This window comes from Mesonia sediminis (genome assembly GCF_042684705.1).
Classification (GTDB): domain Bacteria; phylum Bacteroidota; class Bacteroidia; order Flavobacteriales; family Flavobacteriaceae; genus Mesonia; species Mesonia sediminis.
In genome coordinates this window covers 123140-149005 of the sequence record NZ_JBHULZ010000026.1, presented here as the reverse complement: position 1 = coordinate 149005, position 25866 = coordinate 123140, and the positions used below count along the sequence as shown (strand labels likewise).

The 25866-nt window shown below is 35.1% G+C and carries 27 protein-coding genes; 21 read left to right on the top strand and 6 right to left on the bottom strand.

Translation table 11 applies throughout. The features are described 5' to 3' along the window. Positions 1-83: 83 nt before the first annotated feature. The 5 genes from rplT to htpG form a co-directional block, all read right to left on the bottom strand. Positions 84-428, bottom strand: coding sequence for a 50S ribosomal protein L20 (gene rplT, locus ACFSQ0_RS06330; RefSeq protein WP_147860937.1), 345 nt, complete (start codon positions 426-428; stop codon positions 84-86). Between the two features lie 97 nt (positions 429-525). Continuing rightward, the gene (rpmI, locus tag ACFSQ0_RS06325) at positions 526-723 is read right to left on the bottom strand and encodes a 50S ribosomal protein L35 (RefSeq protein WP_147860938.1); all 198 of its coding nucleotides are present in this window, start codon (positions 721-723) and stop codon (positions 526-528) included. Positions 724-764: 41 nt separating this feature from the next. Further along, a complete protein-coding gene (infC, locus tag ACFSQ0_RS06320; RefSeq protein WP_379046197.1) occupies positions 765-1280 on the bottom strand; it encodes a translation initiation factor IF-3 in 516 nt (171 codons plus the stop codon). Positions 1281-1335: 55 nt separating this feature from the next. Beyond that, positions 1336-3282 (bottom strand): threonine--tRNA ligase, encoded by a 1947-nt coding sequence (gene thrS / locus ACFSQ0_RS06315; protein ID WP_379045762.1) that lies wholly within the window; start codon positions 3280-3282, stop codon positions 1336-1338. A gap of 142 nt (positions 3283-3424) precedes the next feature. Then, the gene (gene htpG, locus ACFSQ0_RS06310; protein ID WP_379045759.1) at positions 3425-5308 is read right to left on the bottom strand and encodes a molecular chaperone HtpG; all 1884 of its coding nucleotides are present in this window, start codon (positions 5306-5308) and stop codon (positions 3425-3427) included. 173 nt (positions 5309-5481) lie between these two features. On the opposite strand from htpG, the gene ACFSQ0_RS06305 reads away from it, so the two are divergent. The 5 genes from ACFSQ0_RS06305 to ACFSQ0_RS06285 all read left to right on the top strand — a co-directional run bounded on the left by ACFSQ0_RS06305 (position 5482) and on the right by ACFSQ0_RS06285 (position 9785). Then, positions 5482-6174 (top strand): TetR family transcriptional regulator C-terminal domain-containing protein, encoded by a 693-nt coding sequence (locus tag ACFSQ0_RS06305; RefSeq protein ID WP_379045756.1) that lies wholly within the window; start codon positions 5482-5484, stop codon positions 6172-6174. A 3-nt stretch (positions 6175-6177) separates the two neighbouring features. Then, positions 6178-7482 carry an ABC1 kinase family protein gene (locus ACFSQ0_RS06300; protein ID WP_379045753.1) on the top strand — a complete coding sequence of 435 codons (1305 nt, stop codon included), beginning with the start codon at positions 6178-6180 and terminating at the stop codon, positions 7480-7482. 196 nt (positions 7483-7678) lie between these two features. Further along, complete coding sequence (locus ACFSQ0_RS06295; RefSeq protein WP_379045750.1) at positions 7679-7852, top strand: hypothetical protein; 174 nt, start codon at positions 7679-7681, stop codon at positions 7850-7852. 148 nt (positions 7853-8000) lie between these two features. Next, positions 8001-9020 (top strand): 3-oxoacyl-ACP synthase III family protein, encoded by a 1020-nt coding sequence (locus ACFSQ0_RS06290; RefSeq protein WP_379045747.1) that lies wholly within the window; start codon positions 8001-8003, stop codon positions 9018-9020. A gap of 396 nt (positions 9021-9416) precedes the next feature. After that, entirely contained in the window at positions 9417-9785 is a 369-nt protein-coding gene (locus ACFSQ0_RS06285; protein ID WP_379045744.1) for a CoA-binding protein, read from the top strand. On the opposite strand, the gene ACFSQ0_RS06280 is transcribed toward ACFSQ0_RS06285, so the two are convergent. Beyond that, positions 9762-11219, bottom strand: a complete 1458-nt coding sequence (locus tag ACFSQ0_RS06280; protein WP_379045741.1) for a sodium:solute symporter — start codon at positions 11217-11219, stop codon at positions 9762-9764. The two genes, ACFSQ0_RS06285 and ACFSQ0_RS06280, sit on opposite strands and share 24 nt — an antisense overlap. 127 nt (positions 11220-11346) lie before the next feature. Here ACFSQ0_RS06280 and recR point away from each other — a divergent pair, with 127 nt between their 5' ends. The 16 genes from recR (at position 11347) to guaA (ending at position 25864) form a co-directional block, all read left to right on the top strand. Further along, entirely contained in the window at positions 11347-11964 is a 618-nt protein-coding gene (gene recR, locus ACFSQ0_RS06275) for a recombination mediator RecR (RefSeq protein ID WP_379045739.1), read from the top strand. Between the two features lie 6 nt (positions 11965-11970). Beyond that, the gene (locus ACFSQ0_RS06270) at positions 11971-13080 is read left to right on the top strand and encodes a glycosyltransferase family 2 protein (RefSeq protein ID WP_379045736.1); all 1110 of its coding nucleotides are present in this window, start codon (positions 11971-11973) and stop codon (positions 13078-13080) included. A gap of 76 nt (positions 13081-13156) precedes the next feature. Further along, complete coding sequence (locus tag ACFSQ0_RS06265) at positions 13157-14470, top strand: dihydrolipoamide acetyltransferase family protein (protein WP_379045733.1); 1314 nt, start codon at positions 13157-13159, stop codon at positions 14468-14470. Positions 14471-14610: 140 nt separating this feature from the next. Then, entirely contained in the window at positions 14611-15387 is a 777-nt protein-coding gene (locus tag ACFSQ0_RS06260) for an exonuclease domain-containing protein (RefSeq protein WP_379045730.1), read from the top strand. Between the two features lie 2 nt (positions 15388-15389). Continuing rightward, the gene (locus tag ACFSQ0_RS06255; protein ID WP_379045727.1) at positions 15390-16004 is read left to right on the top strand and encodes a fumarylacetoacetate hydrolase family protein; all 615 of its coding nucleotides are present in this window, start codon (positions 15390-15392) and stop codon (positions 16002-16004) included. A 1-nt stretch (position 16005) separates the two neighbouring features. Then, positions 16006-16347, top strand: a complete 342-nt coding sequence (locus ACFSQ0_RS06250; RefSeq protein ID WP_379045724.1) for an Hpt domain-containing protein — start codon at positions 16006-16008, stop codon at positions 16345-16347. Positions 16348-16352: 5 nt separating this feature from the next. Next, entirely contained in the window at positions 16353-17600 is a 1248-nt protein-coding gene (locus ACFSQ0_RS06245; protein WP_379045721.1) for a CinA family nicotinamide mononucleotide deamidase-related protein, read from the top strand. A gap of 81 nt (positions 17601-17681) precedes the next feature. Beyond that, complete coding sequence (rpmB, locus tag ACFSQ0_RS06240; RefSeq protein WP_147860954.1) at positions 17682-17921, top strand: 50S ribosomal protein L28; 240 nt, start codon at positions 17682-17684, stop codon at positions 17919-17921. A gap of 26 nt (positions 17922-17947) precedes the next feature. Next, on the top strand, positions 17948-18130 hold the full coding sequence (gene rpmG / locus ACFSQ0_RS06235; protein ID WP_141422429.1) for a 50S ribosomal protein L33: 183 nt from the start codon (positions 17948-17950) through the stop codon (positions 18128-18130). A 6-nt stretch (positions 18131-18136) separates the two neighbouring features. Further along, positions 18137-18286, top strand: a complete 150-nt coding sequence (locus tag ACFSQ0_RS06230; RefSeq protein WP_147860955.1) for a DUF4295 domain-containing protein — start codon at positions 18137-18139, stop codon at positions 18284-18286. 150 nt (positions 18287-18436) lie between these two features. Continuing rightward, positions 18437-19390, top strand: a complete 954-nt coding sequence (gene ftsY / locus ACFSQ0_RS06225) for a signal recognition particle-docking protein FtsY (protein WP_379045717.1) — start codon at positions 18437-18439, stop codon at positions 19388-19390. Between the two features lie 101 nt (positions 19391-19491). Further along, positions 19492-19692, top strand: coding sequence for a hypothetical protein (locus ACFSQ0_RS06220; protein WP_379045714.1), 201 nt, complete (start codon positions 19492-19494; stop codon positions 19690-19692). A 55-nt stretch (positions 19693-19747) separates the two neighbouring features. Further along, on the top strand, positions 19748-21055 hold the full coding sequence (rimO, locus tag ACFSQ0_RS06215; protein WP_379045711.1) for a 30S ribosomal protein S12 methylthiotransferase RimO: 1308 nt from the start codon (positions 19748-19750) through the stop codon (positions 21053-21055). 212 nt (positions 21056-21267) lie between these two features. Then, complete coding sequence (gene bshC, locus ACFSQ0_RS06210) at positions 21268-22866, top strand: bacillithiol biosynthesis cysteine-adding enzyme BshC (protein ID WP_379045708.1); 1599 nt, start codon at positions 21268-21270, stop codon at positions 22864-22866. Between the two features lie 18 nt (positions 22867-22884). After that, a complete protein-coding gene (locus ACFSQ0_RS06205; RefSeq protein ID WP_379046194.1) occupies positions 22885-24264 on the top strand; it encodes a pyridoxal phosphate-dependent decarboxylase family protein in 1380 nt (459 codons plus the stop codon). A gap of 70 nt (positions 24265-24334) precedes the next feature. Further along, positions 24335-25864 carry a glutamine-hydrolyzing GMP synthase gene (gene guaA, locus ACFSQ0_RS06200; RefSeq protein WP_379045705.1) on the top strand — a complete coding sequence of 510 codons (1530 nt, stop codon included), beginning with the start codon at positions 24335-24337 and terminating at the stop codon, positions 25862-25864. The last annotated feature ends 2 nt before the right edge of the window (positions 25865-25866 follow it).

Here is a 25866-nt window from a genome sequence, read left to right as displayed (position 1 = left end):
GCTGTGGCTAACGAGAAATAAAAAAAACCACTTTAGCTTGCTAAAGTGGTTTAATATATAGAGAGATAATAGGGTTTTGCAAATTATTTTACTTTCTCAACAATGGCTTTAAAAGCCTCTGGGTGGTTCATAGCCAAATCTGCTAAAACCTTACGGTTTAATTCGATTTCGTTGGCTTTTAATTTACCCATAAATTGAGAATAAGACATTCCGTTCATTCTAGCACCCGCATTTATACGAGTAATCCATAATGATCTAAATGTTCTTTTCTTTGCTTTACGGTCTCTATAAGCATATAACATTGCTTTTTCAACCGCGTTTTTGGCTACTGTCCAAACGTTTTTACGACGTCCGAAGTATCCTTTTGCTTGCTTCATTACCTTTTTTCTTCTGGCTCTTGAAGCTACTGAGTTTACTGATCTTGGCATATTTTAAATGATTTTGTAGTAGGCGTCTATACTTAAATAGCTCTTTTTTGGGCCCAACTCCAGGGTTATTAACTAGTTTTAACCAATTAAATGGCTATTACTTTAAGCGTAATTGCAATTTAATGTTGTCCTCATCGGCTTTATGTACTAAAGTCGAATGAGTTAATTTAAGCTTACGTTTTTTAGACTTCTTGGTTAAGATATGACTTTTAAACGCGTGCTTTCTTTTAATTTTTCCAGTACCGGTTAGCTTGAATCGCTTTTTAGCACTAGATTTAGTCTTCATTTTAGGCATAATATATCCTTATTAATTATTATCTCTCTAATGATAATATCTTATTTTGATTTTTTAGGCGCTATGAACATATTCATACGCTTCCCTTCTAATTTAGGCATTTGCTCTACTTTACCATATTCTTCTAGATCTTGTGCTAGACGAAGCAGTAAAATTTCACCTTGATCTTTAAAAACAATAGAACGACCTTTAAAGAAAACATAGGCTTTAAGCTTGGCACCATCTTTAAGAAACCCGATTGCATGATTTTTCTTAAACTCGTAATCGTGGTCGTCGGTATTAGGGCCAAACCTAATTTCTTTAACCACAACTTTGGTTGCTTTTGCTTTTAAAGCTTTTTCTCTTTTCTTTTGTTCGTAGAGGAATTTCTTATAGTCCATTGCTTTTACAACGGGAGGTTTTGCATTTGGCGAAATTTCAACCAAATCTACACCCAGTTCTTCAGCTTTGGCTAAAGCTTTTTCGATAGGATATACACCCATCTCTACATTATCACCTACTAAACGAACTTCTTTAGCACGAATTTTATCATTGATTTTGTGCTGATCTTCTTTGATCGTCCTCGATCCTCTTGATTTTTTTCTACGAATTGCTATGACTATCTATTTTAAATTAAACTTCAAATGTTTTTAGTGATGCATTTATCTCTTTAGAAATCAATTGAGCAAAATCTTCAATTGTCATTTCTCCTAAATCATCACCACCGTGTTTACGTACAGATACCGTGCCATTCAGCTCTTCTTGTTCACCAATAATGAGCATATAGGGTATTTTGTTCATTTCGGCTTCCCGAATTTTCTTACCCATGGTTTCACTACGGTTATCTAACGCGCTGCGAATTTCGTGATTTTCTAATAAATTTAAAACTTTTTTGGTGTATTTTTCATATTTCTCGCTTAGAGACAAGATAATAGCTTGCTGAGGCATTAGCCAAAGTGGGAAATTACCTGCTGTATGCTCTAATAAAATAGCTACAAAGCGTTCCATACTTCCAAATGGAGCTCGGTGAATCATTACGGGTCTGTGTTCTTCGTTATCGCTACCCTTGTAGGTTAAATCAAAACGTTCTGGTAAATTATAGTCAACCTGTATAGTTCCTAACTGCCAACTGCGCCCCAAAGCATCTTTAACCATAAAATCTAATTTTGGTCCATAAAATGCAGCCTCTCCAGTTTCGATAACATAATTGAGTCCTTTTTCTTTTGCAGCATTAATTATAGCCTGTTCGGCCTTCTCCCAATTTTCATCGCTGCCGATGTATTTTTCTTTATTCTCAGGATCTCTGAGGGAAACCTGAGCAGTGAAATCTTCAAATCCTAAAGAACCAAATACATACAGTACCAGGTCAATTACATTTTTAAACTCCTGATCTAATTGATCTGGTGTACAAAATATGTGTGCATCATCTTGCGTAAAGCCTCTTACTCGGGTTAAACCGTGTAATTCGCCACTTTGTTCATAACGGTAAACGGTACCAAATTCGGCAAATCGTTTGGGCAAGTCGCGATAACTCCAGGCGCTGGCATTATAAATTTCGCAGTGATGCGGACAATTCATTGGTTTTAATAAAAACTCTTCATTTTCATGTGGGGTCAAGATAGGTTGAAAACTATCTTCACCATATTTGGCATAGTGCCCAGAAGTTTCGTACAGTTCTTTTTGTCCAATGTGCGGTGTTACCACGCTTTCGTAGCCTGCTTTATGCTGTGCTCTTTTCAAGAAATCTTCAAGCCTTTGCCTTAGTGCAGCACCTTTGGGTAGCCAGAGGGGTAAACCTTGTCCTACTTTTTGAGAAAAAGTAAAAAGTTGTAATTCTTTGCCTAACTTTCTATGATCTCTTTTTTTAGCTTCTTCTAAAAGAGCCAAATATTCTTTTAAATCTTTTTGTTTAGGAAAACTTATACCATATACACGGGTTAATTGCGGCTTGTTTTCGTCTCCTCGCCAATAAGCTCCAGCGACATTCATTATTTTAACCGCTTTTATATTGCCCGTATTGGGTATGTGCCCTCCTCGACATAAATCCGTAAAGTTATCGTGATCACAAAATGTGATATCACCGTCTTCTAAATTCTCTATTAATTCAACCTTGAACGGATTTTGTTCTTTTTTATAAAAATCTAAAGCGTTTTGTTTGCTAACCTCGCGTAATGAAAAGTCGTGTTTACCACGGGCAATTTCTAGCATTCGCTTTTCAATTTTTGGAAAATCGGCATCTGAAATTTTATGTTCTCCAAAATCAACATCGTAATAAAAACCATTTTCAATAGCCGGTCCAATAGTGAGTTTAACTCCTGGAAAAAGCTCCTGAAGAGCCTGTGCCATAACGTGAGATGAGCTATGCCAAAAAGCCTTTTTACCTTCTTTATCCTTCCAAGTAAAAAGCACTAAAGAGCCGTCTTGGTTTAATGGGGTAGATGTTTCAACCGTTTGCCCATTAAATTGGGCCGATAAAACATTTCGCGCTAAACCTTCGCTAATACTTTTAGCCACTTCTAAGACTGTTGTTCCTTGTTGGACCTCCTTTACGCTTCCGTCGGGTAGGGTTATTTTTATCATAGTTTTATATTATGTTACAAAGATAAACGCTTCACTAATTTTTGCAAGGCCTATGTTATCTAATATTAAATAAAAAGCCCAGTAGTTTTCTAATGTCCCAAAATAAGAAAACTACCAGGCTCTTTAACTGAATTTGAAATTGTTATTTCATCAATTCAAAACTGCGTTTCACAAAATTGGTTAGCTCTTCTCCTTTTAATAGGTTCTGAGAGAGTTTAGCCAAATCTAAGGCTTGCTTAATGGTTTTTTCTTGCACTTCTTTGTCTTGGTTTATTAAATCGCTCATAAGTGGGTGATTTACATTTACCACCAAGTTGTACATATCTGGCATATTGCCCATGCCAAACATACCCCCACCACCGGTTTGTTGCATTTCTTTCATCCTACGCATAAATTCGGGTTGGGTGATCATTAGAGGTGCCGCATTGCTATCCATAGGTTCTAATTGTACAGTGTACTTTTCTTTTGGAACAATAGCTTCAAAATCCGCTTTAAGCTTTTCTTTTTCCTCGTCTGATAATTTAGAAACTTGGTTCTCTTCTTTTTTAATCAAGTTATCAACGTGATCGCTATCTACCCTTACGAAAGAGATGTTTTCTTTACTGCTTTCTAATTTTTGAATTAAATGCGCTACAATAGGAGAGTCTAACAATAACACCTCGTAGTTTTTCTCTTTTGCTGCTTGAATATAGCTGTGTTGCTCATCTTTGTTTGAGGCATAAAGAACAACGGTTTTACCGTCTTTATCGGTTTGATTGGCTTTGATTTTTTCTATCAATTCATCATAGGTGTAGTACTTTTCATCTACACTGGGGTATAATGCAAATTTGTCTGCTTTCTCAAAGAACTTGTCTTCAGATAGCATGCCATACTCGATTACCACCTTAATATCATTCCATTTTTTCTCAAAATCTTCACGATTTTGGTTAAAGAGAGATTTTAATTTATCGGCTACTTTTCTAGTAATGTAACTTGAAATCTTTTTAACTGCTCCATCGGCTTGTAAGTAAGAACGCGAAACGTTTAACGGAATGTCTGGTGAGTCAATTACTCCCTTAAGCATGGTAAGAAACTCGGGTACAATTCCTTCTACATTGTCTGTAACGAAAACTTGATTTTGATAAAGCTGTATTTTATCCCTTTGCATACTCAAGTCGTTAGAGAGCTTAGGGAAGTATAAAATACCGGTTAAGTTAAAAGGATAGTCTACATTTAAATGAATGTGGAATAGTGGTTCTTCAAACTGCATTGGGTAGAGCTCCCGGTAAAAGCTTTTATAGTCTTCTTCTTCAAGATCTGTGGGTTGCTTGGTCCAAGCGGGATCTGGATTATTGATTATGTTGTCAACAGTAACTGTCTTTGCTTCTTCATCTTCTGGTGCATCTTCTGCCTTAGGTAAAGTTTTCTCTTTTGTACCAAACTTAATGGGTACAGGCATAAACTTATTGTATTTTGTCAATAGGTTTTCTATGCGTTGCTCTTCTAAAAATTCTTTTTCTTCTTCGTTAAGGTGTAAGATGATTTCTGTACCTCTATTTTCTTTTGTGGTTTCTTCTAAAGTAAACTCGGTGGTTCCTTCACAAGTCCAATGTGCTGCGGGCTCATCTTTATAAGATTTGGTGATAATTTCTACTTTATCGGCCACCATGAAGGCAGAATAGAACCCCAGACCAAAATGACCAATAATACCGCTATCTTTTGCCGAATCTTTATATTTTTCTAAAAATTCTTCGGCACCAGAGAAAGCTACTTGATTGATGTATTTTTCTACTTCATCTTTAGTCATTCCCACACCTTCGTCAATAATATGCAAGGTATTGTTTTCTTTGTTAATTTTCACCTCAATCACGGGTTTACCATAAGTCACATCGGTCTCGCCAATGCGCGTTAGGTGCTTTAGTTTTAAGGTTGCATCTGTTGCATTTGAAATTAACTCACGTAAGAATATTTCGTGGTCGCTGTATAAAAATTTCTTGATAAGCGGAAAGATATTCTCTACCGATACATTTATTTTTCCTGTTGCCATTTTTTAAAATTTTAAAATCGTTTTCTCGAATAAGTCAAAAAAAATACCAATTCTAGTTATCTGACAAACTGGCATATTATTTGAGCGTTAAGGTAAAAATATTAACAGATTTTTTGTTTAATTAATTGATTAAAAGATTAAACAAAGTTGTATCTTTGATAAAAATATAAGTTATGGCAGCAAAAAAAAATACAAATACAAAAAGGAATTCAGCAAAGCCCAAAGTAAAAAAGTTGCAAAAGAAAGATTGGATTTCAGCTTACATGACGTATGTTTTGGAGGAAGAAAAACGACCCAAAAGCGTATACAAATTTGCTAAAAACTTAGGTGAAGAAGAAGCGAGCTTTTACCAATTCTTTGGTAGCTTAGATGCCTTACAACGTAGTATTTGGGAAGAATTTTATCAAATGAGTATAGATTTGATGAATCAAGCCGAAGAAACCAGTAATTTTTCGAACAGGGAAAAAATGCTAACTTTCTTTTTTACTTTTTTTGAACTCTTGACAGCTAATAGAAGTTATGTAATTTTCAGTTTAAAAGAGCATGAGTCACCTCTTAAAAATTTAGAACAACTTTCTGGTTTGCGTAAACGGGTTAAACAATTTGCTAGTGAACTTATAGAAGATAAAAATGATGAGCAAAAAGTTAAACTACTTAGGCACAATAAAACGATTTTCTCAGAAGGAGCTTGGCTACAAACTGTATTTTTAATGAAGTTTTGGCTAGATGACAACTCGCCACAATTTGAACAAACAGATGTAGCGATTGAAAAATCTGTAAATACCATATTTGACGTATTTAATAACACGCCATTAGAGCGAGTTATTGATTTTGGAAAATTTATTTACCAATCCCATAAGGCATAGCCTATGAAAACAATAGATAAAATCCCTACAGGCAAGATTGGCCGCACTACCGAACTGGTTAAAACCGGTTTTAAAATAGGTGGAAATTACTTAAAACATTATAGTAAAAAGGCCTTTAATCCAGATCTTACTCGCGATGAGCTCGATGAAGATAACGCTGCCGATATTTATAATGGTTTAAAAAACCTAAAAGGTAGTGCGCTAAAGGTGGCACAAATGTTATCTATGGAGAAAAGTTTACTGCCAAATGCTTATGTAGAGAAGTTTTCGTTGGCGCAATTTAGTGTACCTCCATTATCTGCCCCTTTAGTTCGAAAAACTTTTCATAAATACCTTGGCGACTACCCAGAAAATATCTACGATGAATTTAATTTAAACTCTGTAAATGCTGCGAGTATAGGTCAGGTTCACCGGGCACAAAAAGATGGGAAAAAACTTGCTGTGAAAATTCAATATCCGGGAGTCGCCAATAGTATTAGTTCAGATTTAGCAATGGTTAAACCTGTTGCGATGAAAATGTTTAATCTACAAGGAAAAGATTCAGATAAATATTTTAAAGAAGTTGAAGGTAAATTAATTGAAGAAACAGATTATTTGCTTGAAGTGAAGCAAAGTATAGAAATTTCTGAAGCCTGTAAGCACATTCCGAATTTAGGGTTTCCAAAATATTATCCTGATTTATCAAGTGAAAAAATTATTACTATGGATTGGGTTGAAGGCTTGCACCTAAGTGAGTTTACCAAAACAGATTTCTCAAAAGAGCAAGGCGACCAAATTGGTCAAGCATTATGGGATTTTTACATGTATCAAATGCACGAACTAAAAGCGGTTCACGCCGATCCGCACCCGGGTAACTTTTTAATAACGCCCAAAAATAAGTTAATTGCTATTGATTTTGGTTGCATTAAACAAGTGCCAGAGGAGTTCTATAAGCCTTATTTTGAATTGGCAGTTCCTGAAAATATCAATAACAAAGAATTTTTCCTGCAAAAGCTAAAAGAATTAGAAATTATTGTGGAAACCGATACTAAGCGTGAAATAGATTTCTTTTCAAATTTATTTTATGAAATGCTGAGTTTGTTTACATCGCCTTTTCACAATGAGTCCTTTGATTTTAGTGATGAAACATTTTGGAGTAAAATAACCGACCTAAGTGAAAAATATAGTAAAGACACTGAATTAAGAAAAATGAATGGAAACCGAGGAAGTAAACATTTCTTATACATTAATAGAACATTTTTTGGTCTATATAATTTGCTTCACGATTTAAAAGCGGAGGTGAAAATTAATAATTTTAAAGAGTTGTAATTTCATAATTTTTGGTTAATTGTTATGTGTTTGGGCTACTAAATTTTCGAGTTTAGTAGCCTTTTTTAATTTTTTTTAAAAAGGTAACTATTAACTTTTATAAAATAGTGCTAGACTTAGCTAGCTTAATTGCTTTTATTTTCTTAAATTTAAGAATAAAGTCAAAAAAGTATTCTGTAAAACCTATTTAAATAAAATGCAAAGCAACAGATTCTTACCTATCTATTTTATAGCCGGTGCATTTATTACCGCATTCATAGGGGCATTTTTTGAACCTGGAAATTTCTTACGTTATGTTTTTTACGGATTAATGAGCCTGTTCTGGATTATTGCTATCGCACTTTTTTTTAAATATATGAGAAAATCTTAAGGGAATAATGGTTTGGTTTGGACGCACTATGAATTTAATGAAGATGTTGAAAAGTATTTTTAGTGTAATTGGTGTTTAATCGTTTAAGTTTTTTTCGTTCGAAGCCCATATTATGTATATTGCCACCTGAAAAATCAAAAGACATCACATGCTATATCAAACTAAAATTGCTGGACTAGGGAAATACGTCCCAGAAAATATAGTCACTAACGACGATCTTTCTAAATTGATGGATACCAATGATGCTTGGATTCAAGAACGAACAGGAATAAAAGAACGTAGACATATTAAAAAAGATGATGGTAATTCTACTGCAATCATGGGGGTTAAAGCAGCTAAAATAGCTTTAGAAAGAGCTAATGTTAGTAAAGATGACATCGATTTAATTGTTTTTGCGACTTTGAGTCCAGATTACTATTTTCCTGGTTGTGGAGTCCAGGTTCAAGAATTGTTAGACATTCATACCTGCCCCGCTTTAGATGTGCGAAATCAATGTAGCGGATTTATTTATGGTCTTTCAGTAGCCGATCAATTTATTAAAACTGGAATGTATAAAAATGTGCTGCTTATTGGAAGTGAGAATCATAGTGGAGGTTTAGATATGAGTACACGTGGTCGTGGGGTGTCAGTGATTTTTGGTGATGGTGCTGGTGCGGCCGTGTTAACGCGAAGTAACCATATAGGAGAGGGGATTCTGTCTACTCACCTACATTCTCAAGGAAAACATGCGTTAGAGTTAGCTTTAAAAGGGCCAAGTACTATGCATTGGGTACCCGAGATAATTGAGGATCAAAAGTCAGGGAAAATAGAAGATATTCCTTACTACCCTTATATGAATGGACAATTCGTATTTAAAAATGCCGTACAGCGTTTCTCAGAGGTTATAAATGAAGGACTCCAACATAATGGTTTAGAGATTAGCGATATAGATATGTTAATTCCGCATCAAGCTAATTTGAGAATTTCTCAATTTATTCAAAAAAAGTTCAAATTAAGTTATGATCAGGTCTATAATAACATTGAACGATATGGGAATACCACAGCCGCATCTATACCTATTGCGTTAACTGAAGCTTGGGAAGAAGGAAAAATCAAATCTGGCGACAAGGTTGTTTTAGCTGCCTTTGGTAGCGGATTTACTTGGGGAAGTGCCATTATAAATTGGTAATAAATTTTATTTCAGTAAAAAAAAGGAACGCCACGATGATTTTCGTGGCGTTTTTATACTGTGGTCATTTTTTAAAGGCTAATTCAAATAAATTACCAACAAACTTCTATCTATAAGACGAATAGAATTTTAAAAAGTTGCATGCTTTAGTATAGTTTAACATTTTGATAATGAGCTCTTAATGTTATGTAAAAGAATAAATCTGTTTCCCTTTTAAATTAATAAGGTTATTTATTCTAGCATACTATCTTAATGACTTTATTTAAATAAAGATGTTACAAAATTTTTTAAAAATAAATTTGAGTCGCTTCTTTTTGTATCTTCATTTTAATTCAATTCTTAACTAGTGTTTTAGATAAACCAAGTCAATGACCTGAATTTTAAAAAAAATAAATCATGAAAGATCAAAAAAAAACTTTAGTACTAGGAGCTTCATTAAAAGAAACTAGGTATTCAAACAAAGCAATAATAGCTTTAAGAAAAGCACAAGTTCCCACCTGCGCTATTGGTTTGCGTGCCGGTAATGTTGCCGATGTAACGATAGAAACGGAGCCACAAAATTTTGAAGGTATAAATACAGTTACTTTATATATCAACCCAAAACGTCAACCCGCCTATTATGACTATATTCTAGATTTAAATCCAAAACGTGTTTTGTTTAATCCAGGGACAGAAAATCCAGATTTTTATCGATTATTACGGGATAATAAAATCGAAGTAGAGGTAGCTTGTACTTTGGTTTTACTTGCGACGAATCAATATTAAGCCAATAAAAGTGAGCAAACCATTTACGATCAACAATTCATAATTAAAATGATATCCACCTAAAAGTTCGGCAGGAATGCTGCCAATGGTATAGGTGGTAATAACCGCAAGTACCGCCACAATCGCCACCCATTTATCTTTTACTTGATGCTTAGTAAAAATTCCAAATGTAAATAACCCTAATAAGGGGCCGTAGGTATAGGAAGCCGCTTTAAGCAAAAGATCAATTACACTAGAATCTAGCAAATATTTAAAGGCTACAATAACTAAAATGAGTAGTAGGCTGATGAATAGGTGTACTTTTTTTCTCAATTTTTTTTGCTGCATTGCCTGTTTTTTCTTTATATCGAGAAAATCTACACAGAAACTTGTGGTTAAGGAAGTTAACGCGCTATCTGCACTCGAGTAGGCTGCTGCAATTAAACCTAATATAAAAACGATTCCTAAACCTAGTCCTAAATCGCCGTTGAGCGCAATTTCAGGAAAAAGTAAATCTGTTTTTTCTTTCCCATCTAGAAGAGGTACACCAATACCATTTTGTTCAGCATACATAAATAAAAGCGCTCCAAGTAAGAGGAACAAAATATTAATAGGAACAAATACTAAACTGTAAGACAACATGTTTTTCTGAGCGTCTTTAAGGCTTTTGCAAGTCAGGTTTTTCTGCATCATGTCTTGGTCTAATCCTGTCATGCAAATGGTAATAAACATACCTCCTAAAAATGATTTCCAAAAATAATTTCGCTCTAGCCAACTGTCAAAAAAGAAAGTTTTAGAATAGCTCTTTAGCTGTGTAGAAGAGAATAAATCGGTTAAAGTCCAATTCATTTCATAGGTTATTGTAAAAATTGCAATACCCACAGCTAATAACATAAATAAGGTTTGCAGCGTATCGGTATAAACAATTGTTTTTATTCCGCCTCGAGCGGTATATATCCAAATAAACGCAATAGATAAAGAAACAGTGAATATAAAAGGAACCCCCCATTTTTCGAAAATGAAATATTGCAAGACCGTGGCTACCAAAAAAAGTCTAAAAGCGGCACCTAAAACGCGAGAAATAAAGAAAAAAAACGCTCCGGTTTTGTAGCTAACTACTCCAAATCGTTGAGATAAATACTCATAAATAGAAGTGACATTGAGCCGGTAGTAAATAGGTAAGAGAATATATACAATAACAAAGTAACCAAATAAATAGCCCATTACTACCTGTAAATAACTAAACTGGGCATCTTTAACCCACCCAGGCACAGATATAAAAGTTACTCCAGAAAGTGAAGCCCCAATCATACCAAAGGCTACAACATACCAAGGAGATTGACCCTTTGCTTTAAAAAAGATTTCGTTACTATCATCTTTACCTGTGAGATAGGAAATTAAAATTAGCACCCCAAAATAGGCTAGAATTAAAAACAAAATGGTGGTTGGCTGCATGTTTTTTCTTACAAACTTAGTTTTTTCTGCAAATTACAAAGCTGTTGTTTAAATTAATTATTCATTTTACTTCGCTTAAAGCGGATTATTGGCAAATAACAATAAAAATAAATTGTATTTTTGACCTATGGATTTTTCATCAAAGTTACTAGAGAAAGCTGTTGAAGAAATAGCTTTGTTGCCAGGAATAGGGAAGCGAACAGCGTTACGATTAGCACTTCACTTGTTAAAGCAACCCGAGGAGCAAACTGTGCACTTGTCTAAAGCCTTGTTAGATTTAAAAACACGAATTGTATTTTGTGAAAATTGCCATATGGTGAGTGACACAAAAATCTGTTCGATTTGTGCTAATGTTAAAAGAGATAAATCGACCGTTTGTGTTGTCGAAGATGTTCGCGATGTGATGGCTATTGAAAATACCAGTCAGTATCAAGGTGTTTACCATGTTTTAGGCGGAAAAATAAATCCCATTGAAGGTATTGGTCCTGGCCAATTAAACATATCTTCTTTAGTGCAAAAGGTAAAAAACGGTACGGTAGAGGAAGTTATTTTTGCGCTTTCAAGTACAATGGAAGGCGATACTACCAATTTTTATATCTATAAACAACTCGAAAATGAATCGGTAAAAACCTCTACAATTGCCAGAGGAATTGGCGTAGGAGACGAATTAGAATATGCCGATGAAATTACACTGGGAAGAAGTATTTTACACCGTATCCCTTTTGAAAACTCTCTTAAAAACTAAGTGTAAATGAAACTTTCTGTAGTTATTTTAAACTATAAGGTGCCTTACCATTTAATGCTGTGCCTAGATAGTGTAGAAAGAGCCATTAAAAACCTCGATGCAGAAATTATTGTTGTTGACAATAATTCACAAGACGAAAGTGAGGCTTGGGTAAAGCGGTATTTTCCAAGTGTAATTTGTATTGAGAATAGCGACAATTCGGGATTTAGCAAAGGCAATAATTTAGGAATTAAACAAGCAAAGGGTACTTATATCTGCTTATTAAATCCAGACACGGTGGTGGGAGAAAATTGTTTTGTAAATGCTTTAGCTTATGCTGAAAAGAATGAAGATTTAGGAGCACTAGGAGTGCGTTTAATTAGCGGGACGGGAGAATACTTAAAAGAAAGTAAACGACAAGTGCCCACGCCACGCGTGGCGCTCGAAAAGATGATGGGTTATGACAAGAATTATTATCATCCGTTGCATTTTGCCAAAAACGGAAAAGTGCAGGTTTTGGTAGGTGCTTTTATGCTCATGAGAAAAGATCGGTATTGGGAAGTGGGAGGACTTGATGAAGATTATTTTATGTATGGAGAAGATATTGATTTGAGCTATAAGTTTTTAAAGAAGGGCTATCAAAATTATTATTTAGGTAGTGAGCGCGTAATTCACTTTAAGGGAGAAAGCACTGTAAAAGATGAAAAATATAGGGAGCGTTTTTTTGGGGCGATGCATTTGTTTTATAAAAAGCATTTTAAAGAAAAAAATTTAGGCTTGATAAAACCTGGCTTAAAACTACTTGAGGGTCTTTATGCTTTGAAAACACAACAAAGAAACAAGCCTCAAAACCTAAAACAGATACTCTGCATAGAAACCGAGCCAGAACACAATCGAGCTATATTAAAACAAGTGGATTTACCACTGCACCTAGCCGATAAAAAATTGATTTTAAAGAAAGATTTTTATGCTAGCCTTATAATAGTAGAAGCAAAAGCATTGGCTTATGAAGAAATTATTTATATAATCCAAAAACAAAAAGCTAAACAAAACCGTTTTAGGCTAATCCCTTCAAATTTTAATTTTGCACTAGGAAGCGATTCGAGTTTCACTCAGGGTGAAATTATAAAATTTTGAAAAACAATTATTCATATAGACTTATTTTGAGTAAATTCGCAACCATTAATAACAAAATCATCTTTAGAAAAAAGATATGGCAAAATTTGAACTAAAACTTCCGAAAATGGGAGAAAGCGTTGCAGAGGCAACCATTACCAATTGGCTAAAAGAAGTAGGCGATAAGATAGAAGAAGATGAAGCAGTTTTAGAAATCGCAACAGATAAAGTAGATAGTGAGGTGCCTAGTGAAGTAGAAGGTACAATTGTAGAAAAATTGTTTGATGTAGATGATGTTGTTCAAGTCGGGCAAACCATTGCAATTATAGAGACCGATGCCGATGTAGCCGATGAAGCTCCGTCTTCACCAGAGAATAACCAATCAGAAGGTTCATCTGAGAGTAAACAGGTTCAAGAACAAATTAAACAAGTTCAAGATTCATTGGCGACCGACTTTGCCGAGAGTGATAAATTTTATTCTCCTTTGGTAAAAAGCATTGCTCAAAAAGAAGGAATAAGTGTTGCCGAATTAGATAAAATTGAAGGCTCCGGATTAGAAGGGCGTGTTACAAAAAATGACATATTAGCTTATATCGAGAATAGATCGAGTGCCGTGTCTGCACCGGCAGCTACATCTTCAAAACAGAATAGTGTTGCCCAAACTTCTGCACCAAAGACCAGCGTTCCTGTTCCAAGTCAAGACGGTGATGAGATTGTTGAAATGACTAGAATGGGTAAAATGATTGCCCACCATATGGTCCAAAGCGTACAAACCTCTGCTCACGTACAATCATTTATCGAAGTAGATGTGACTAAGATTTGGAATTGGCGTAAGAAAAATAAAGACGCTTTTCAGCAGCGTGAGGGTGAGAAGCTAACTTTTACCCCAATCTTTATGGAAGCAGTAGCAAAGGCAATTAAAGATTTTCCGTTAATTAATATTTCTGTAGATGGAGATAAAATTATCAAAAGAAAAAATATTAACCTAGGTATGGCTGCCGCTTTACCAGATGGTAACCTTATTGTACCAGTGATCAAACATGCTGATCAATTGAACTTAGTTGGTATGGCCAAAGCTGTAAACGACTTGGCCAACCGTGCAAGGGCGGGTAAATTAAAACCAGACGACACCCAGGGCGGAACCTACACCGTTACCAATGTGGGTACCTTTGGAAGCATTATGGGAACGCCAATTATCAACCAACCTCAAGTTGCTATTTTGGCCTTAGGAGCAATCCGTAAAGTGCCTGCTGTTGTTGAAACTCCAGAAGGCGACTTTATAGGTATTCGCTATAAGATGTTCCTGTCGCATAGCTATGACCACCGCGTAGTAAATGGAGCTTTAGGTGGGCAATTTGTGCAGCGGGTTGCGCAATACCTAGAGGGTTTTGATGAAAATAGAGGTATATAAATTTAATTAATATTATAAAAAAAACCGTTTGCCAGAGCAAACGGTTTTTTTGCTTTAATGAATAAATTATAGAAGTAATTAAACCCATTAATAGCACTTTTCTTTTTAATATTGTTATTTTTGAAAATAAACACTAGACTATGAATTTAAGGTTAACAAAACCCATTTGCTTTTTTGATTTAGAAACTACAGGAACGCAAATAGCAAAAGATAGAATTGTAGAAATTGCAGTTTTAAAGGTTTATCCCAATTCTAATAAAGAAAGTATTTGTTGGCGTGTTAATCCAGAAATGCCAATTCCTGCAGAAGTTACTAAGATTCATGGTATTTCTGACGAGGATGTAGTTAATGAGCCTACCTTTAAAGAAAGAGCTAAAGCTTTATATGAAATGATTAGAGGTTGTGATTTAGGTGGTTATAATAGCAATCGATTTGACATACCTTTATTAGCTGAAGAGTTTTTGCGAGCAGGAGTGGATTTTGATATTAAAAATTCATTAGCGATAGACGTTCAAACCATTTTCCATAAAAAGGAGAAACGAACTTTAGAAGCAGCCTATAAATTTTATTGCAATAAAGAACTTATTGATGCTCATAGTGCAGAGGCTGATACCTTAGCAACTTTTGAAGTGCTAGAATCTCAATTAGAGCGTTACCCAGATTTAGAGAATAACACCGAGTGGTTAGCTAATTTTAGTGCACATAAAAAATTTGTAGACTTTGCCGGGTTTATAGCCTATAATAAAAAACAAGAGGAGGTTTTTGCATTCGGTAAGCATAAAGGTAAAAAGGTAGAAGAGGTTTTTGAGAAGGAACCAGGATATTATGGATGGATTCAAAATGCCGATTTCCCGTTATATACCAAGAAAATTCTTACCGCCATTAAATTGCGTAAATTGACCCAAAAGCTTAATTAAATATGAAAATTATTTGTGTAGGCAGAAATTATACGGATCACATTGAAGAATTGGAGAATCAAAAACCAGACGCTCCTGTATTGTTTTTAAAGCCAGACTCTGCAATTTTGCTTAAAAAGCAGGCTTTTTTTATACCCGACTTTTCTGATGAAATTCATCATGAAGTTGAACTTTTGGTAAAAATTAAAAAAGTAGGTAAACACATTCAAAAAAAATTTGCACATAAGTATTATGATGAAATAGGTCTAGGCATAGATTTTACTGCTAGAGATTTACAAAAAAAGCTAAAACAAGAAGGTTTGCCTTGGGAAAAAGCAAAAGCTTTTGATGGCTCAGCTGTAATTGCAGAAAAGTGGATTCATAAAGATAAAATTACAAATCTTAATCAAATATCATTCAGTTTAAAAAAGAATGATAAAACGGTTCAGGCTGGAAATTCAGCACAGATGCTCTATAAAATAGATGAGTTAATCGAATATATATCGAGTTATTTTACTTTGAAAATAGGAGATATTATTTTTACAGGAACTCCTGCGGGGGTTGGTAAGGTAAATCCAGGAGATATCCTCGAAGGATTCCTAGAAAAAACATCCCTTTTTAAGGTAAATATCAAGTAACATGAAATTATATAATTTAGATGATGTGCGGGAGATGGCCGCTGGAGATAGCGATTTTATTAAAGAAATTGTAAACGCCTTTCTAGAGGAAGTCCCTATTGATATTACCCAACTTTATGAAGCCGTTCAAAATGAAAATAAACCCATGGTTTATGCGATTGCTCATAAAGTAAAACCTAATCTTCAATTGTTTGGTTTAGGGTTAAGCCATGAAATTAAACAACTTGAAGGATGGGGTAAAGAGCAAGAATCTTATAGAGAAGATGAAATTTTGGCCATTGCAAGAAGAGTGAAAGATACAGTTTTAATGGCTACCGATGCACTTCATAAAGAGATAGCATAATATTTATGAATGCAGAGATTATAACTATAGGAGACGAAATTCTTATAGGACAAATCATAGATACCAACTCGGCTTTCTTAGCTCAAGAACTTAATAAAATTGGTATTGAAGTAACCCAAATCACCTCTATTCAAGATCATCCTACACATATCTTTAACGCCTTAAAAAAAGCTGAAGCATACAACCAGGTAATCATTATCACCGGAGGATTAGGGCCAACTAAAGATGATAAAACCAAAGCAACACTTTGCACTTATTTCGAAGACGATTTGGTGTTAAACCAGGACGTACTTAACCATATTGAAGAGTTGTTTGATAAATACATTGAAACCTCCTCAATTTCAAAACTTAACCGAGATCAAGCTTATATTCCGTCGAAGGCAATTGCTTTAAAAAATGAATTTGGTACGGCACCAGGAATGTGGTTTTTTGAAAATGGGAAAGTATACATTTCAATGCCTGGGGTACCATATGAAATGAAAAATATTTTCACCAAGGAAGCTTTGCCTCGATTGGCTAAAACTTTTGAACGCCCTTATGTTATACATAAGACAGCCTTGACTTATGGGGTAGGCGAGAGTACATTAGCCAAACTAATTGAAGATTGGGAAAACAATTTACCTTCTTTTATAAAATTAGCTTACCTGCCAAGTTTAGGGAAAGTTCGCTTGCGATTAAGTGCTAGAGGAGGAAATAAAGAAATTTTAGAACAAGCACTAGAGGAGGCATTTAAAAATTTAAAAAGCTATATTGGCGGAAATATAAAAGGATTTGAAGGAGAGACTAGTATCGAAGAAGAAATAGCGCGTAAGTTCAATCTGAAAAATCAGCATTTGGCGCTTGCAGAAAGCTGTACAGGTGGTCAAATAGCCTCAAGCTTAGTAAATGTGCCGGGCGCTAGTTCTTACTTTCTAGCGGGTTTGGTAACCTATGCTACCCAAATGAAAATAGACTTACTCAAGATAGAAGAGTCGATAATTCAAAAGTACTCCGTAGTTAGTAAAGAGGTGACCTTAGAAATGGCTAAAAAAGTAAAACAGCAAACAGGTGCTGATGTTGCTTTGGCTACTACAGGAAATGCAGGGCCAACCAAAGGAGATAGTCAAGCTGATATCGGCCAAGTTTATATTGCCTTAGTTGCACCTGGAGTAGAAAAAGTATTTAGTTTTCTTTGGAAAAAAAATAGAGAAAAGATTATTGAAAAGGCAGTGGTTAAGGCCCAACAAATATTATTAGAAGAAAATTGGAATTAAATCTTTGAAATTGTTGTTTGTTTCGAGATAATGTTGTTAATTTGCAATCTGTTTTGAATAACGCGATAAAGATTAGAAAACATGTCAAGAGTTTGTGAACTTACGGGAAAGAAAGCGATGGTAGGAAATAACGTTTCTCACGCTATGAATAAAACAAAACGTAAATTTAAAGCCAATTTGGTTAAAAAACGTTTTTACATCCCAGAAGAGGATAAGTGGGTTACTTTGAAAGTGTCTACTTCTGCATTAAAAAATATTAACAAAAGAGGAATCTCTGCTGTCATTAAAGAAGCTAGAGAAAAAGGTTTCTTAACCAAGTAATCTTGAATCTTTAAAATCATAGAGCAATGGCAAAGAAAGGAAATAGAGTACAAGTAATTCTTGAATGTACAGAGCATAAAGCAACTGGTAAGCCAGGTACATCTAGATATATCACAACTAAAAATAAAAAAAACACGCCGGATAGAATGGAGTTAAAGAAATTTAACCCTATTTTAAATAAAATGACGGTTCATAAAGAAATAAAGTAATAAGTTATGGCAAAGAAATCGGTAGCATCGTTACAAACAGGATCAAAAAGACTTACCAAAGCTATAAAAATGGTTAAGTCTCCAAAAACAGGAGCGTACACTTTTGTTGAGGCAATTATGGCGCCAGAACAAGTGAAAGATTATCTTAAGAAATAAGAATAACTTAACACAGTATATAAACCGTCTTGTTATTACAAGACGGTTTTTTTAATTTAAGTAACGCGTATATTTTAGCATTATTTTGGATTTCATTGAATAAAAAAGCTAACTTTGAGTTTTTAAAATTACACTTCTAATAATTCTGTCATGAATTTTTTTAAAAAGATATTTTCTAAAGAAAAAAAAGAGACTTTAGACAAAGGCTTAGAAAAATCAAAATCTAGTTTTTTTGGTAAACTAAGCAAAGCCGTTGCTGGTAAATCAAAAGTAGATGATGAGGTTCTTGATAACTTAGAAGAAGTTCTAGTGAGCAGTGATGTTGGGGTGAAAACAACTATTCGAATAATCGATCGCATTGAAGCTCGCGTTGCCAAAGATAAATATTTAGGGACAGATGAACTCGATCAAATATTAAGAGAAGAGATTGCCGGATTGTTAAGCGAAACAGAAGATCAAACCAATTTTAATTTGCCCGATAAGAAACCTTATGTGATTATGGTTGTTGGGGTAAATGGAGTAGGTAAAACTACAACCATTGGTAAATTGGCACATCAATTTAAAAGTCAGGGTAAAAGTGTTGTGCTGGGTGCAGCAGATACATTTAGGGCAGCCGCTATAGATCAACTTCAAATTTGGGCAGATCGAGTAGAAGTTCCTATTGTTAAACAAAAAATGGGTAGCGACCCGGCTTCAGTTGCCTTTGACACTCTTCAAAGTGGTGTAAATAAAGGTGCTGATGTGGTAATTATAGATACCGCTGGAAGATTGCATAACAAAATCAACTTGATGAATGAGCTTACCAAAATAAAGCGAGTAATGCAGAAAGTAGTGCCAGATGCCCCACACGAAGTTTTGCTGGTTTTAGATGGTAGTACAGGTCAAAACGCTTTTGAGCAAGCCAAACAATTTACAGCTGCCACCGAGGTGAGTAGTTTAGCAGTAACCAAACTTGATGGTACAGCTAAGGGTGGAGTAGTAATAGGTATTAGCGATCAGTTTAAAATCCCTGTTAAATATATAGGGGTAGGAGAAGGAATTGATGACTTGCAAGTCTTTAATAAATTCGAATTTGTTGATTCGTTTTTCAAACAAAATTTATAGATAATTTGGAAGAAAAGCCACCTTTATTTTCCGAGAGAGCCAAGGGAAACACTACAAAGGTAGTACTGCTGTATTGTTTATTCTTTGTTATCATGAAAATTGTGGCAGGTTTTCAGGGATACGATTGGGGTTTAAACCTGCTCATTGCACTTCCATTTTTTATAATTCTTATGTTGGGCTACTGGCTTTTTACAACTCACAAAATAAATTGGACTTTTCTTTTAATAAGTATGCTTGCTATGGCTGCAATCCATTATTTTGAAGCCGATTTTGTAGCTTATTATACCCAAGTTAATTCGTAAATATTTGCCCATTTCTAATTTTTAGATTGTACCTTTGCACACATTTTAAATAGCTATGCGTACAAAATCTCTAAAGAAAAATAAAATAAATGTTGTTACCCTAGGTTGTAGCAAAAACCTTTATGATTCGGAAGTACTTATGGGGCAACTAAAAGCCAATAAGAAAGAAGTAGTTCATGAGCAAGAAGGTAATGTTGTTGTGATAAACACTTGTGGGTTTATAGACAATGCCAAAGAACAATCTGTAAACACCATACTAGATTTTGTACAACGTAAGGAAGAAGGTTTGGTAGATAAAGTTTTTGTTACCGGTTGTCTTTCTGAACGTTATAAGCCAGATTTAGTAAAAGAAATTCCAAATGTTGACCAATATTTTGGTACAACCGAGTTGCCGGCATTGCTCAAGGCATTGGGTGCAGATTATAAACATGAATTAATCGGGGAACGCATAACTACCACCCCAAAAAACTATGCTTTTTTAAAAATCGCAGAAGGCTGTGATCGTCCGTGTAGCTTTTGTGCCATACCATTAATGCGTGGCAAGCATAAATCAACACCTATAGAAAACCTTGTGCAAGAGGCTAAAAACCTAGCTAAGAATGGCGTAAAAGAACTTATCTTAATTGCACAAGATTTAACTTATTACGGTTTAGATCTTTATAAAAAGCGCGCTTTAGCGGATTTACTAAAAGAATTGGTGAAAGTGGAAGGCATTCAATGGATAAGATTGCATTATGCTTTTCCTACGGGCTTTCCTATGGATGTGCTAGATGTAATTAAAAATGAGCCCAAAGTCTGTAATTATTTAGATATACCTTTGCAGCATATTTCAGATGATTTATTAAAATCTATGCGTCGTGGCACAACTCACGCCAAGACAACAGAACTCATTCATAAATTCAGAGAAAAAGTTCCAGCAATGGCTATTAGAACCACACTAATTGTTGGTTATCCAGGCGAGACAGAAACACATTTTCAAGAATTGAAAGACTGGGTAAAAGCTATGCGCTTTGAACGTTTAGGATGTTTTACTTATTCTCACGAAGAAAATACCCATGCTTTTAATTTAGTCGATGATGTACCAGAAGATATAAAACAACAGCGCGCCAATGAAATTATGGAAATTCAATCGCAAATATCGTGGGAACTTAATCAAGAAAAAATTGGGCAGGTCTTTAAATGTGTGATAGACCGTAAAGAAGGAAATTATTTTGTGGGCCGTACAGAATTTGATTCACCCGATGTTGATAATGAAGTGCTTATTGATGCAACCAAATTTTATTTAAAAACAGGCGATTTTGCCGAAGTGAAAATTACAGAAGCAGCCGATTTTGATTTGTACGGCGAACCCGTAACCGCTTAGATAAAAAAAAGCCTTGGAAACGCCAAGGCTTTTTTATTTCCGTTAAACTTTGTGGTTATTTTTAACTGGGGCTTTTTATTTTGACATATAACTTTCATTCAGAATAAAATTACCTATTCATAGTTCATTTTACAATTCACGTTTTTTGTTAACTAAAAATTAGTAGATAAAAAGCTCAACCCATGTATCTTTGTGAATATAAAGTGTATTTTATGTTAGATTGTATTGCCTATCAAGAAACCAATTACTTTTCTCCCCTAATTATAGACTATCTCAATAAAAATAAGAAGCTTGATATTTTTTATAACCGGTTTCCCGATTTAATAAATTTTCAAAAGCAAATAGAAGAGAAGAAAAAAAACTATAAAGCTGAACACCGTAAAATTCTTGTACAAGAGCTTCAAGAACAATATAAGAATTTACCGGTTTCAAAAAAAGTAGAGACCAATATAAGAGCTTTAGAAAAAGACAATACTTTTACCATTACCACTGGGCATCAACTCAATTTATTTACGGGCCCTCTTTATTTTTTATATAAAATTATTTCGACTATTAATTTAGCCGAAGAGCTTTCTGTGAAATACCCTTTACAGAATTTTGTTCCTGTGTATTGGATGGCTACCGAAGATCATGATTTTGCCGAAATTAATTTCTTCAATTATCGGGACAACAAAATTAGTTGGGATATTGATAGCTCAGGCGCTGTAGGAGAACTAAAAACAGAACGTTTTGATCAAGTTATCCAATCTTTTCAGTCGGTTCTAGGCGATTCAGAGAACGCGCAATACTTGATTAATTTATTTAAAAAAGCCTACGCTCAGCATAAAACTTTAGCAGATGCTACCCGTTACATTGTTCTTGAACTTTTTCAAGACACTGGTTTAGTTATATTAGATGCCAACAGTAAAAAATTAAAAGAAACATTTATTCCGCATATAGAAGATGAGGTGTTTAACCAAACTGCCTACGAGCAAGTTGAGCAAACCTCTCAACAATTGCAAGAAGCTAATTATAGAACGCAGGTAAATCCGCGTGGGATTAATCTTTTTTATCTAAAACCAAATATACGGGAGCGTATTCTTTATGAAGACGGCAAATTTAAGGTAAATAATACAGTTTTTGAATTTACCGAAAGTCAAATCCGTAAAGAAATAAAAGAACACCCAGAGCGATTTTCACCAAATGTAATCATGCGTCCGCTTTACCAAGAGACTTTATTGCCAAACTTATGTTATATAGGCGGAGGAGGAGAGCTGGCTTATTGGTTTCAATTAAAGTCTTATTTTAAATCGCAGCAAGTTACATTTCCCATGTTATTGCTCCGAAATTCTGCAATAATTGTTTCTGAAAAACAGCAACGCAAACGCCAAGAGCTTAATTTGGATTTTACCGATTTATTCTTACCGCAAAATGAGTTGGTAAAGCAGAAGACAAAACAACTTTCGGCAATACAGATTGACTTTTCTTCACAAAAAGAGTTCTTAAAAAAGCAGTTTGGAGATTTGTATAAGCTCGCAAATGATACCGATAAATCATTTAGGGGAGCTGTAGCTGCTCAAGAGCAAAAGCAAATAAATGGCTTGATGCATTTAGAAAAACGCTTGTTAAAAGCCCAAAAAAGGAAACTAAAAGAAAGCTTAGAACGCATAATGCAACTGCAAAACGCTTTATTCCCACAAAAAAGTTTACAAGAACGTCAACTTAATTTTGCTCAGTTTTACGAAGAAAATGGAGAACTTCTAATAAAACGTTTACAAAATGAACTAAAGCCTTTAGACCTACGATTTAAAATAATAACTTTGCCGTACTAAATATTTCATATGAAAAGTATGCACAGCATTGATATCAATACCGTCGAAATGACGCTAGATATCATGAAATATGCCATCAATAGGATTTCCAATAATGATCCGGAGTTGGGTCACCCTAAAAAAGAAGAAGTTCTAAAAGAACTTGCTGGCGATACCATTACAGAAAAAGGAATAGGGGGAGAATATGCTTTCAATTTGTTCAAAGACGTATTTGCAAAAGCAACCGTTCCAGTAGACCACCCAAGGCATCTAGCCTTTGTACCAGCAGCTCCAACTAAAGCTGCTGTTTTGTTTGATTTAGTTACATCTGCGGCTAGTATTCACGGCGCATATTGGATGACAGGCGGTGGCGGTATTTTCTGTGAAAACGAGGCGATGAAATGGTTAGTAAGCTTAACGGGCTTACCCGATGGAGCTTTTGGGGTGTTTACCAGCGGAGGAACATCGGCTAACCTATCGGCTATGATTGCCGCAAGAGAAGCTTGGCGCGCTCAAAACCAAGAACATGAAAACTTAAAAGCGCTTTTAATTACTTCTAATGGAGCGCACTCCTCTATAAAATCAATGGCAAAGGTCATAGATGCCGATATTATATTGGTAGATGATGATGATGATGATCGATTGACAGGTTATTGGTTAAAAGAGAAAATTAAAAACTTATCACCACACGACCGTAAAAGACTCTTTGCTGTAGTTGCCACAGGAGGAACTACCAACGCAGGGATAATAGATGATCTTGCTGGTGTGGCGCAAGTTTGTGAAGAAGAAAAGCTTTGGTTTCATGTAGATGCAGCATACGGAGGTGGCGCCTTGGCAGCACCATCTGTTCGTCATCTGTTCAACGGCATTGAACGTGCCGATAGTATTACCATAGATCCGCACAAATGGATGTTCTCGCCTTATGATTGCGGAGCGGTAATCTATAAAGACTTGTCTTTAGCCAAAAATGCACACTCACAAAAAGGAGCTTATTTAGATATATTTAAAGACGAAGGTGCTCAAGGATTTAATCCAGCCGATTATCAAATTCAGCTTACACGTCGCTTACGCGGATTGCCTTTATGGTTTTCTTTAGCTATGCATGGAACGGCAAAATACACAGAAGCAATAGAGCGAGGCTTGTTTTTAGCACAAGCCGCAGCCAAGCAAATAGAAGCACATCCCAACCTAGAGTTAGTGAGAGAACCAGGCCTTTCGTGCGTGCTGTTTAGAAGAAAAGGTTGGTCTCCAGATGATTATATAGATTGGACCTATACCAACCACCAAGCTGGATTAGCTTTGGTTACACCAACAAAATGGACCAAAAATGGAGAGAGTGAAACCATTTCTAGATTTTGCTTTATAAATCCAGATACAACAGAAGAAGATATTCAAGAAATTTTAGCCACAATGGCTTAGTATAAACTTTAAAACCAATAATAAAATATTTAAGGATTTTAAATTAGGCCTTAAATGCTTATTTTTAGCTATGCAAAATAACGTACTTATTCTCGACTTCGGTTCGCAATACACGCAATTAATCGCTAGGCGTGTTCGTGAATTAAACATTTATTGTGAAATACATCCCTACAACAAGATTCCCGAAAATGTAAATACTTTTAAAGCGGTTATTCTTTCTGGTAGTCCATTTTCGGTTCGGGCAGAAGATGCACCACACCCAGATTTGTCTCAAATTAGGGGTAAGGTTCCCATGTTGGCGGTGTGTTATGGTGCACAATACTTAGCACATTTTAACGGAGGTAAAGTAGAGGCTTCTGAGATAAGAGAATATGGCCGTGCAAACTTAGCAGTAATTAAAGATCAAGAGCTTCTATTTGATGAAATTCCAGAAAACTCCCAAGTCTGGATGTCGCATAGCGATACTATAAAAGAACTTCCTCAAGGCGGTGTAAGGTTAGCCAGTACGCAAGATGTTTTAAATGCTGCTTATCGTATTGAGGGCGAACAAACATTTGCCATTCAATTTCACCCCGAAGTATATCACTCACAAGACGGTAAACAATTACTTGAAAACTTTTTGGTGAAAATAGCAGGTGTAGCTCAAGAATGGACTCCAGAGGCTTTTGTCGATATGACGGTAAATGAACTGCGGGATAAAATTGGTTCAGATAAAGTAGTACTTGGTTTAAGTGGAGGTGTTGATTCAACTGTAGCCGCTGTATTATTGCATAAAGCAATTGGAAAAAATTTGTATTGCATTTTCGTAAACAATGGTTTATTGCGGAAAGATGAGTTTTCTAATGTATTGAATCAATACAAGGGTATGGGCTTAAATGTTAAAGGTGTAGACTCATCAAAACGATTTTTAGACGCTTTGGCAGGTATAAGTGATCCTGAAGAAAAGAGAAAGAAAATAGGAAATACGTTTATTGATGTTTTTGATGATGAAGCACACGAAATTACAGATGTTACTTATTTGGCGCAAGGTACTATCTATCCAGATGTTATCGAATCTATTTCGGTAAACGGACCTTCAGCAACCATCAAATCGCATCATAATGTAGGAGGTTTACCCGATTTTATGAAGCTTAAAATCGTAGAACCCCTACGCATGTTATTTAAAGATGAAGTAAGAAGAGTGGGGGGCGAAATGGGCATAGATCCAGAATTGTTGGGAAGACATCCATTTCCCGGTCCCGGACTTGCTATTCGAATTTTAGGCGATATCACGGCCGAAAAGGTACGAATCTTGCAAGAAGTTGATCATATTTTTATTCAAGGATTAAAAGACTGGAATCTTTACGATAAAGTTTGGCAGGCGGGAGCTATTTTGTTGCCAATAAATTCTGTTGGAGTAATGGGTGATGAGCGTACTTATGAAAAAGTTGTTGCCCTAAGAGCCGTAGAATCAACCGATGGTATGACAGCTGATTGGGTTAATTTACCGTACGACTTTTTACAAAAAATATCAAACACAATAATAAATAGAGTAAAAGGCGTTAATAGAGTAGTTTACGATATAAGCTCTAAGCCACCTGCAACTATAGAATGGGAATAAAT

Excerpts from the sequence above, each read along its gene's own strand:
- rplT (WP_147860937.1), bottom strand. The coding sequence starts at position 428 with ATGCCAAGATCAGTAAACTCAGTAGCTTCAAGAGCCAGAAGAAAAAAG.
- rpmI (WP_147860938.1), bottom strand. The coding sequence starts at position 723 with ATGCCTAAAATGAAGACTAAATCTAGTGCTAAAAAGCGATTCAAGCTA.
- thrS (WP_379045762.1), bottom strand. The coding sequence starts at position 3,282 with ATGATAAAAATAACCCTACCCGACGGAAGCGTAAAGGAGGTCCAACAA.
- htpG (WP_379045759.1), bottom strand. The coding sequence starts at position 5,308 with ATGGCAACAGGAAAAATAAATGTATCGGTAGAGAATATCTTTCCGCTT.
- ACFSQ0_RS06305 (WP_379045756.1), top strand. The coding sequence starts at position 5,482 with ATGGCAGCAAAAAAAAATACAAATACAAAAAGGAATTCAGCAAAGCCC.
- ACFSQ0_RS06300 (WP_379045753.1), top strand. The coding sequence starts at position 6,178 with ATGAAAACAATAGATAAAATCCCTACAGGCAAGATTGGCCGCACTACC.
- ACFSQ0_RS06295 (WP_379045750.1), top strand. The coding sequence starts at position 7,679 with ATGCAAAGCAACAGATTCTTACCTATCTATTTTATAGCCGGTGCATTT.
- ACFSQ0_RS06290 (WP_379045747.1), top strand. The coding sequence starts at position 8,001 with ATGCTATATCAAACTAAAATTGCTGGACTAGGGAAATACGTCCCAGAA.
- ACFSQ0_RS06285 (WP_379045744.1), top strand. The coding sequence starts at position 9,417 with ATGAAAGATCAAAAAAAAACTTTAGTACTAGGAGCTTCATTAAAAGAA.
- ACFSQ0_RS06280 (WP_379045741.1), bottom strand. The coding sequence starts at position 11,219 with ATGCAGCCAACCACCATTTTGTTTTTAATTCTAGCCTATTTTGGGGTG.
- recR (WP_379045739.1), top strand. The coding sequence starts at position 11,347 with ATGGATTTTTCATCAAAGTTACTAGAGAAAGCTGTTGAAGAAATAGCT.
- ACFSQ0_RS06270 (WP_379045736.1), top strand. The coding sequence starts at position 11,971 with ATGAAACTTTCTGTAGTTATTTTAAACTATAAGGTGCCTTACCATTTA.
- ACFSQ0_RS06265 (WP_379045733.1), top strand. The coding sequence starts at position 13,157 with ATGGCAAAATTTGAACTAAAACTTCCGAAAATGGGAGAAAGCGTTGCA.
- ACFSQ0_RS06260 (WP_379045730.1), top strand. The coding sequence starts at position 14,611 with ATGAATTTAAGGTTAACAAAACCCATTTGCTTTTTTGATTTAGAAACT.
- ACFSQ0_RS06255 (WP_379045727.1), top strand. The coding sequence starts at position 15,390 with ATGAAAATTATTTGTGTAGGCAGAAATTATACGGATCACATTGAAGAA.
- ACFSQ0_RS06250 (WP_379045724.1), top strand. The coding sequence starts at position 16,006 with ATGAAATTATATAATTTAGATGATGTGCGGGAGATGGCCGCTGGAGAT.
- ACFSQ0_RS06245 (WP_379045721.1), top strand. The coding sequence starts at position 16,353 with ATGAATGCAGAGATTATAACTATAGGAGACGAAATTCTTATAGGACAA.
- rpmB (WP_147860954.1), top strand. The coding sequence starts at position 17,682 with ATGTCAAGAGTTTGTGAACTTACGGGAAAGAAAGCGATGGTAGGAAAT.
- rpmG (WP_141422429.1), top strand. The coding sequence starts at position 17,948 with ATGGCAAAGAAAGGAAATAGAGTACAAGTAATTCTTGAATGTACAGAG.
- ACFSQ0_RS06230 (WP_147860955.1), top strand. The coding sequence starts at position 18,137 with ATGGCAAAGAAATCGGTAGCATCGTTACAAACAGGATCAAAAAGACTT.
- ftsY (WP_379045717.1), top strand. The coding sequence starts at position 18,437 with ATGAATTTTTTTAAAAAGATATTTTCTAAAGAAAAAAAAGAGACTTTA.
- rimO (WP_379045711.1), top strand. The coding sequence starts at position 19,748 with ATGCGTACAAAATCTCTAAAGAAAAATAAAATAAATGTTGTTACCCTA.
- bshC (WP_379045708.1), top strand. The coding sequence starts at position 21,268 with ATGTTAGATTGTATTGCCTATCAAGAAACCAATTACTTTTCTCCCCTA.
- ACFSQ0_RS06205 (WP_379046194.1), top strand. The coding sequence starts at position 22,885 with ATGCACAGCATTGATATCAATACCGTCGAAATGACGCTAGATATCATG.
- guaA (WP_379045705.1), top strand. The coding sequence starts at position 24,335 with ATGCAAAATAACGTACTTATTCTCGACTTCGGTTCGCAATACACGCAA.